We start from the raw sequence: 7,103 nt of genomic DNA, 5'->3' as shown, positions 1-7,103 counted from the left end.
ATTGAGCTGATCCATATAGCCAAGGATCTTATTCATATCCCCGGCAAATGACTTCACTTCTTCATCATTGAGCTGTAATCTCGCCAGATTGGCTATGTATTGTACGTCTTTTTCGGTAACTGACATAAAGTTATATAGGATTAATTATTAAGCCTGAATTTAAGAAACATTAAGTGAAAGATTAATCGGTTTTTCCGGAAGTTTATCTATATAGTTCTATCAGAATGGAAATACAATATTTTAGGTTCAAAAACTTGGCATGTTGCTGATTTTATTTTCATTTTAAGAGACTAATTCAATCTCATGATCAAAAAGAAAATTACTATAAAAAATTCGGCGGGATTGCATGCCCGCCCCTCAGCCCAGCTTGTAAAACTTGCAAGTAAATTCAAATCCGATTTCTATATCCATAGCTACGGATATCGGGTTAATGGGAAAAGTATATTAGGGGTGATGACACTTGCTGCAGAACAAGGGGCAGAGCTTGAACTCGAACTTGATGGTGCCGATGAGGAGGAAGCTTTAGAAGCCATTGTTGAAGCAGTGGAGAGTAAATTCGGGATGGATGATGAATAAGCCTTTTTGATAATGAACACTTCTACAAATCAACAATTTACGATAGAAGGTAAAAAAGCTGCTCCCGGCATAGCTATAGGTGAAGCGGTGATCATCAGTTCAGAGTCAAAAACCGTTACCCCGACTTCCATTAAGGAAAAAGATGTAGCAAATCATAAAAAAAGATTTAATAAGGCAAAGCAAAATCTATTAGCCGGACTTGAAGAAATGTCAGGTGGATTAAGAGATGCTGCAACAGCCGGTATAATCGACACGCAGCGCGAGATCATTAAAGATCCGGAAATGGAAAAAAGCGTGTTTGATATCATTGATAACAAGCTCCTAAGTGTTGATTATGCCGTTTATCAAACCTATTGTACATTCATCGAGAAGCTGAAGGAAAGCGGTTCAGAATTATTCCGGCAGCGTATCATTGATCTTGAGGATATCCGTGACCGGTTCATAGCTGAAGTTTGTGATCAAAAGAATGTAAAAACCATCAAGAAAGGATCTGTAATTATTGCACGGGAAATAAGTCCTACCGATCTGGTAGCTTATTACGAGGATGGGGCTATCGGTTTAGTAATGGAGAAAGGGGGGACAACTGCTCATGCAGCCATCATAGCTAAATCATTGGGAATACCGTGTATTGTGAATGCAAAACGTGCAACCAAGGAAGCTGTTAAAGGTGAGCCGGTTATATTAAATGCTGATGAGGGAGTATTGGTTTTGCAGCCTTCCGAGGATACACTCATCGATTATAAGAAAAGACTAAAAGCCCAAAAGAAAGCGGTAAAGTCTAAGTGTGATGAGGACTTTGAAACAGAAGATGGAGTACCTTTCAGATTGATGGCGAATATCGAATTTGAAGCTGAATTGAATAATATTGGCGAAAACAGGGCACAAGGCATTGGACTTCTCAGAACGGAAGGCTTGCTGTTCGGGAAACGTTTACGTAAAAGTGCTGAGGAACAAGAAGCTTTTTATGAGCAAATTGTTTCGGGCACAGAAGGACCTGTAACGATTCGGCTGTTTGATATTGGCGGAGATAAAAATGCCCGTCGTCCTCACAAAGAAGCAAACCCATTTTTAGGGTGGCGTGGAATTCGGTTATTGCTGGATGAGAAGAAATTACTGCGAAGTCAGCTTCAGGCCATACTTACGGTAGCAGGTAAGCATCCGGGGCGGGTGAAGATCTTGGTACCTATGATTTCCGTGATCGATGAAGTTCGTCAGATCAGAAATGAAATTGAAAAAGTACAGGGAGCCCTGCTTTCATCAGGGATGGATATTGATGAAAATGTGCCGCTTGGGTTGATGGTGGAAGTACCAAGTGTGGCTTTATCAGCCTATCATTTTGCAAAAGAAGTAGATTTCATGAGTATCGGTTCCAACGACCTCACCCAATATACTCTTGCCGTAGATCGAGGCAATGAACGTATTCATACCTTGTTTCAACATTATCACCCTTCGGTACTAAAGTTGATCAAAATGACGGTGGATGGAGCAGGAAAGGCAGACGTAGAAGTTTGTATATGCGGTGAACTTGCCGGAGATGAGATCGGGGCTGCATGCTTGTTTGGATTAGGAATCAGAGAACTGAGTATGGTTCCTACATCCATCTCTAAAATAAACGAATTGCTGAGTTCCCGCTCTTCTGAAGATTTTACACGATTGGCAAATAAAGCTATAGAACTTTCATCCTCCGAAGAACTTGAACAGTTCTACGAAGAATGGAAGTGAAAATTAGTGAGCTCAGATCAGTTTTGGGCAATTCCTATCACACCACATGCGATACGATTTCCCGCAGCTCCTGATGGTTGTGATTGCAGATCATCTTCACCGGCATGAATAATGATGCCGCGTCCTAAAATTTGTTCCAATGTTACTGTATCATCGGTATAGTCGATATTTGCAGAACCGTTTTCGTTGGCTTCAATGTTCCCTAAGTCACCCATATGGCGTACTGTGTCAGTGGGGGCACCATGATCGTTTCCGGCAGGACTAAAATGCCCACCTGCACTTGTTCCATCATTAGCACGGCAGTCTCCGTACTCATGAATGTGAAATCCGTGATTTCCTGGTTCAAGTCCTTCAAAGTCTCCCTGAATAGTTACACCTTCTTCAGATTCAGTAAAAGTAACTGATCCTGAAACATCACTGTCGCCCACTGGCATAACAGTAGCAACCAGTTCAGAATGTTCAAAGGTGGGTTCTGTAGTCTCTTGTTCAACAGTTTCTGTGCATCCGGCTGCAACTATAAATAGTGCAGTTAAAAAAGTAATGAATTTCATAAATATGATATAATTTTGTGTTTAGTTCGATAATTCAACACTAAACAATTGTGCTTCATTCATTTAAAATGGAAGATCGCAGATCTTTGAATGTCTCTAAACGTAATTTGATCTTTTTATAAAGCTTTGGTTTTTTCTTCTTCAATCGTTTGGCAGAGGTTGGTAAGAAGAAATTTTTGGCTTTGATAAATAATGGAGCTGTTAGAATACTTAAACCAACATAGATCCAGATGTAAAGGCTGTCAACTCCTGAAATGGCCAGGATCAAACTTGTTATGATATAGAACAATGGCAGTAAAAATATACCGGCTAAGAATTTAATTGAGGCATCAAAAGCACGATCCCTGATCACATTTTTGATCAAATACCGAACCGGCTGATAGGGGATGATATTATTCAGAAAAGAAAAAGCATAAAGCGGAGCGAGTAAAAAGTCGTTTAAAGTTAAGCCTTTCCCATAAGCTATTTCTTTCAGTTTAATTTTATTTCTGTCGGCCAGTTTATCGAGTTCTTTGGCTTCGTTTAATAGTTCCTCAGTAATATGGGGAGCTGTTTTTTTGATACGATCGTTGGCAGTATCAGGGTCAATAACTTTTAGATCATCAGGTTCCAGGTCATCCCATAAGATCTTTTGAAGAGGATATTCTTCCAGGTCTTCCACATGAAAAACAAGTTGTTTCATGGCATCAGAAACATCCTGCTTCATGTTGTCCACGCCGGTTTTTTCATCACTTTCGTATAGCTCGCGATATTTACTTACCGGGATCGCTTTTCCATAATTAACTTGTACCGTGTTCCCACCAGTTTGATGTTCTGAGTAGTTTACCCCAACTGGGATGATCTGCAGATCTAAATTCCAGTTGTATTCTTCTTCAGCTCCAAATGCGATGCGGGTAAAACCTTTACTCAAGGATCGAATTCGCCGTTTTAAATTATGATTGGCTTCCGCAAATACGAGTATAGTGTCGCCGTTTTTCAGGTAGCGGATGCACTTATCAAAGATCTCATTATTTTTTTGCACTGAGCTAAACCCATCACGAACCCTGTAAACAGGCATCATATTGATGGACCACAAATACTTTCCGACAATATCTGGTTTAAAAGCTTGTGCACGCGTTAAAAAGTATATGGTAGGTTTTGTAGTTGTAGCAACATGCAGAGCATCCATGAAGGAGTTCTGATGATTCGGTACGTAAAGGATTGGTTTGTCTTTAGGGAGGTTTTCCCGTCCAACCACTTTGCGCTTTTTATAAAAAAAGCGCAGACCGTTGCCTACTACTGTGTACCGCCAGAATTGATACCAGAGATAATTTTTTTCACGCATTAGAGAAGACGCGTTGTAAAGTTGATTTTCCAATTGACCAGTACCATCCGATACTGAGCCCGGCTACGATGTGCCAAATGCCCCACCAGGCTGCCACTAAAGCCATGCCTCCGAGGCCGTCAAAGAAATTAAAAATAAGCAATAATCCCAAGCCCGAATTTTGAATACCGGTTTCTATAGAAATGGATTTCCGGTCTTGGCGGTTAAGTTTGAAGAGATATGCCAAGCCGTATCCGCTCATTAGAGCAATAGCATTATGAAAGAAAACAAGGACGATAACCAAATCTACATAGCTGATGAAATTCTCGAAATTCATACTGAAGGCTACGATCACAAATCCTGCAAAAAAGATGATCCCGAAGTTTTTTATGTAGGGTGAAATGATCTGAGAAAGCTCATCTTTGAAATGGCGGAGAGTCATTCCCAGGATCAAAGGAATTCCCAAAATGAGGATAATGATCCGGAAGACTTCAAACAGATCGAGGTGAATTTCAGTAAGGATAGCATTGGTTGGCCCGTACATACTCGCCCAGAATGCAAAGTTGAACGGAGTCATGAAAATGGATAAGAAAGTAGAAAAGGCAGTCATGCTAACGGAGAGTGCAGCATTTCCACGGGCAAGCAGAGAAAAGAAATTCGAGATGTTACCACCTGGGCAAGCGGCCACCATCATCATCCCTAATGCAAAACTGGGATGTGGTTCCATTAATACGATTAATAAAAATGTAAGTGCGGGAAGCAGAAAAAATTGAGAAGCCAGACCGACCAGAGTTCCTTTCGGGTTTTTGACAACCTTTTTGAAGTCATTAACAGTGAGTTCCAAAGCCACCCCAAACATGATAATGGCCAGCGACACATTCATGATGTGCAGCCCACCGCTATCTAGGTTTAGTTGTAGAGCATCTATAGATTCACCCATTGGGGTCTCTGATTTTGGTGTGCGTTAATTTCACCTTAAAGCCACTCAAGGATACGAAAAGTTTTAGATACTCGAATGGGGGATTTTTGGAAGTAGGGTAATAAAGGAGTGTTGATAATTAAAGTGCTTCGGTGTTTTAGTGTTAAGGTGTTACAGTGGTTGATCTCAACACTGTAACACCTTAACACGTTAGCACAAAAACACCGTATCCAACTGTGGTTTATAAAACAAGTATCTATTATTTTGAACCGGAATTTAACCTAATCAAGAAATTATCATGAGAAACATCAATCCATTTCACCTTGCATTTCCGGTACGAGACCTCGAAGAATCCTATAAATTCTATCACGACCTGTTAGGCTGTGAAACCGGCCGAAGTTCTGATTCCTGGATCGATTTCAACATGTGGGGACATCAGGTGGTAGCGCATTTAAGTCCCGAGGAGGCGAAAGAGTCAGCTATGAATGCGGTAGATGGAAAAGGAGTTCCTGTGCGACATTTTGGGGTGATCCTGGAAATGGACGAATGGAAGGCACTTGCTGAAAAACTGGAAGAAGAAGGCATTGAATTTGTGATAGAGCCCTACATTCGTTTTAAGGGCGAACCCGGCGAGCAAGCTACGATGTTCTTTCTTGACCCAAGTGGAAATGCACTGGAATTCAAAGCTTTTGGGGATAAGAGTCAGATCTTTGCGAAGTAGATGGTTGGTTCCAGCCCAGAGCGTAGGAACCAGAACTGGAGGGGCTTATTGAAAAGAAAGTGCCTGAGAGAAAAGGAAACTACAGTATAATTAAACTTGAAAACAACTCGCTCCACACGCTCTGCGTTGGAGCGGATTTATTGGTTAATCCGGCTTTACAACCCATTTCAGGTCATTCTGAATAAACGTTACAAAAGTAAGTAAACTCTGAGCCTGCCAAAAATCGCGAATTCCGTTGATGGGATCTTGATACGAAAAGGAGCGGGTGGTGTCGCCATCAAAAACCTCGAAACTATACACACGTCTCGGTAACTGACTTGAATCCGGAACCCAATCTTCGATCTCATTTTGAGGTGTTATTTCATAGATATCCAAAAATTGAACGAGGTTGTTAAAATCATTCCAGGAACTGTCCTGAGCTGATACATATTCGGATTGTATAACTTTCTCTCCTTCGGAATTCATGGTGTAAACAGTAAGATTGCCGGTCCAAAGGGTGTCATATTTAAAAAAATCAAAATAGACCACTTCATTTATATTAAGCGAAATTCTTTCTTCCGGCTGTTGAGGTTTGGTTGAATTTACAGCCGCATTTGAAGCAGGATCTGTTGTGGAACAAGCAACAGTTGCTGTCAATAGAAATATCCCAAATACAAAGCCTTTCAAATTCATAATCTATTTGATAACTGTTTACTGAATTTCTTTTTCTATCACTTCTATTTGCTGCTGATATTCTTCCCATTTAGAATACCGATCGGTAAGGTCGGCTTTGAGTTGGTCATATTCTAATGAGAATTTTTTCACTTTTTCCTCATCGTCGTAAAAATCAGGCTGAGCCATTAGCTCTTCAATTTCTGCTTTTCGGGATTCCTTTTCTTCGATCTCTTTTTCCAATTCCTGAATTCTCTTTCGAATCGGTTTGGTGCGGCGGCTTAACTCATTTCTTTGTTCTGCCTCAATTCTACGTTGTTCTTTTCGTGAAAGCTGGTTGTCCTGTTCACTTTGTTTTTTGGCGGCAGGGGCGGCAGATTTTGCTTCTTCTTCCTCTTTCTTTCGGTCCAGGTAATAAGATACATTCCCGAGAAATGTCTTGATATAACCCGGCTGCACTTCCAGTACTTTATTTACGATAGGATCCAAAAATGCCCGGTCATGCGATACAATGATGCATGTCCCTTCATACTGCTGAATGGCCTGTTGCAGAATATTTTTACTGCTCATATCCAGGTGGTTTGTCGGCTCATCAAAAATTAACAGGTTGGCAGGGGAAAGCAGCATTTTAGCTAAAGCAAGCCGACTTTTTTCTCCACC

Annotated in this window: 8 protein-coding genes and 1 pseudogene; 3 read left to right on the top strand and 6 right to left on the bottom strand. The window is 40.9% G+C overall.

Annotated elements, in window-relative coordinates:
• Positions 1-126: Asp-tRNA(Asn)/Glu-tRNA(Gln) amidotransferase subunit GatC (locus VFM80_RS12255; protein ID WP_395072116.1), on the bottom strand; the 126-nt coding region annotated here is incomplete at its 3' end.
• Positions 127-303: 177 nt separating this feature from the next.
• Here VFM80_RS12255 and VFM80_RS12250 point away from each other — a divergent pair.
• Complete coding sequence (locus VFM80_RS12250; RefSeq protein WP_395072115.1) at positions 304-576, top strand: HPr family phosphocarrier protein; 273 nt, start codon at positions 304-306, stop codon at positions 574-576.
• Positions 577-588: 12 nt separating this feature from the next.
• Positions 589-2,298, top strand: coding sequence for a phosphoenolpyruvate--protein phosphotransferase (gene ptsP, locus VFM80_RS12245; protein ID WP_395072114.1), 1,710 nt, complete (start codon positions 589-591; stop codon positions 2,296-2,298).
• A 17-nt stretch (positions 2,299-2,315) separates the two neighbouring features.
• On the opposite strand, the gene VFM80_RS12240 is transcribed toward ptsP, so the two are convergent.
• The 3 genes from VFM80_RS12240 to VFM80_RS12230 are packed head-to-tail and all read right to left on the bottom strand — an operon-like array spanning position 2,316 to position 5,092.
• Entirely contained in the window at positions 2,316-2,849 is a 534-nt protein-coding gene (locus VFM80_RS12240; RefSeq protein ID WP_395072113.1) for a superoxide dismutase family protein, read from the bottom strand.
• 55 nt (positions 2,850-2,904) lie between these two features.
• Complete coding sequence (locus VFM80_RS12235) at positions 2,905-4,173, bottom strand: lysophospholipid acyltransferase family protein (protein WP_395072112.1); 1,269 nt, start codon at positions 4,171-4,173, stop codon at positions 2,905-2,907.
• On the bottom strand, positions 4,166-5,092 hold the full coding sequence (locus tag VFM80_RS12230; protein WP_395072111.1) for a bile acid:sodium symporter family protein: 927 nt from the start codon (positions 5,090-5,092) through the stop codon (positions 4,166-4,168). The genes VFM80_RS12235 and VFM80_RS12230 overlap by 8 nt, the downstream gene beginning before the upstream one ends.
• Before the next feature lie 277 nt (positions 5,093-5,369).
• On the opposite strand from VFM80_RS12230, the gene VFM80_RS12225 reads away from it, so the two are divergent.
• Positions 5,370-5,792, top strand: a complete 423-nt coding sequence (locus tag VFM80_RS12225; protein WP_395072110.1) for a VOC family protein — start codon at positions 5,370-5,372, stop codon at positions 5,790-5,792.
• 144 nt (positions 5,793-5,936) lie between these two features.
• Here VFM80_RS12225 and VFM80_RS12220 read toward each other — a convergent pair whose 3' ends face one another.
• Together VFM80_RS12220 and VFM80_RS12215 are read right to left on the bottom strand one after the other, a co-directional pair.
• Positions 5,937-6,464 carry a hypothetical protein gene (locus VFM80_RS12220; protein ID WP_395072109.1) on the bottom strand — a complete coding sequence of 176 codons (528 nt, stop codon included), beginning with the start codon at positions 6,462-6,464 and terminating at the stop codon, positions 5,937-5,939.
• Between the two features lie 18 nt (positions 6,465-6,482).
• Positions 6,483-7,103: pseudogene (locus VFM80_RS12215) on the bottom strand (ABC transporter ATP-binding protein); the annotation flags it as partial.

Source organism: Gracilimonas sp. (assembly GCF_035704785.1).
In the GTDB taxonomy this organism is placed as follows: Bacteria; Bacteroidota; Rhodothermia; order Balneolales; family Balneolaceae; genus Gracilimonas.
The sequence above is the reverse complement of the archived record's forward strand: the minus strand, read 5'-3'. Positions and strand labels throughout refer to the sequence as shown.

Bases quoted from the DNA above. Each gene is read 5' to 3' on its own strand.
- VFM80_RS12250 (WP_395072115.1), top strand. From the start codon at position 304: ATGATCAAAAAGAAAATTACTATAAAAAATTCGGCGGGATTGCATGCC.
- ptsP (WP_395072114.1), top strand. From the start codon at position 589: ATGAACACTTCTACAAATCAACAATTTACGATAGAAGGTAAAAAAGCT.
- VFM80_RS12240 (WP_395072113.1), bottom strand. From the start codon at position 2,849: ATGAAATTCATTACTTTTTTAACTGCACTATTTATAGTTGCAGCCGGA.
- VFM80_RS12235 (WP_395072112.1), bottom strand. From the start codon at position 4,173: ATGCGTGAAAAAAATTATCTCTGGTATCAATTCTGGCGGTACACAGTA.
- VFM80_RS12230 (WP_395072111.1), bottom strand. From the start codon at position 5,092: ATGGGTGAATCTATAGATGCTCTACAACTAAACCTAGATAGCGGTGGG.
- VFM80_RS12225 (WP_395072110.1), top strand. From the start codon at position 5,370: ATGAGAAACATCAATCCATTTCACCTTGCATTTCCGGTACGAGACCTC.
- VFM80_RS12220 (WP_395072109.1), bottom strand. From the start codon at position 6,464: ATGAATTTGAAAGGCTTTGTATTTGGGATATTTCTATTGACAGCAACT.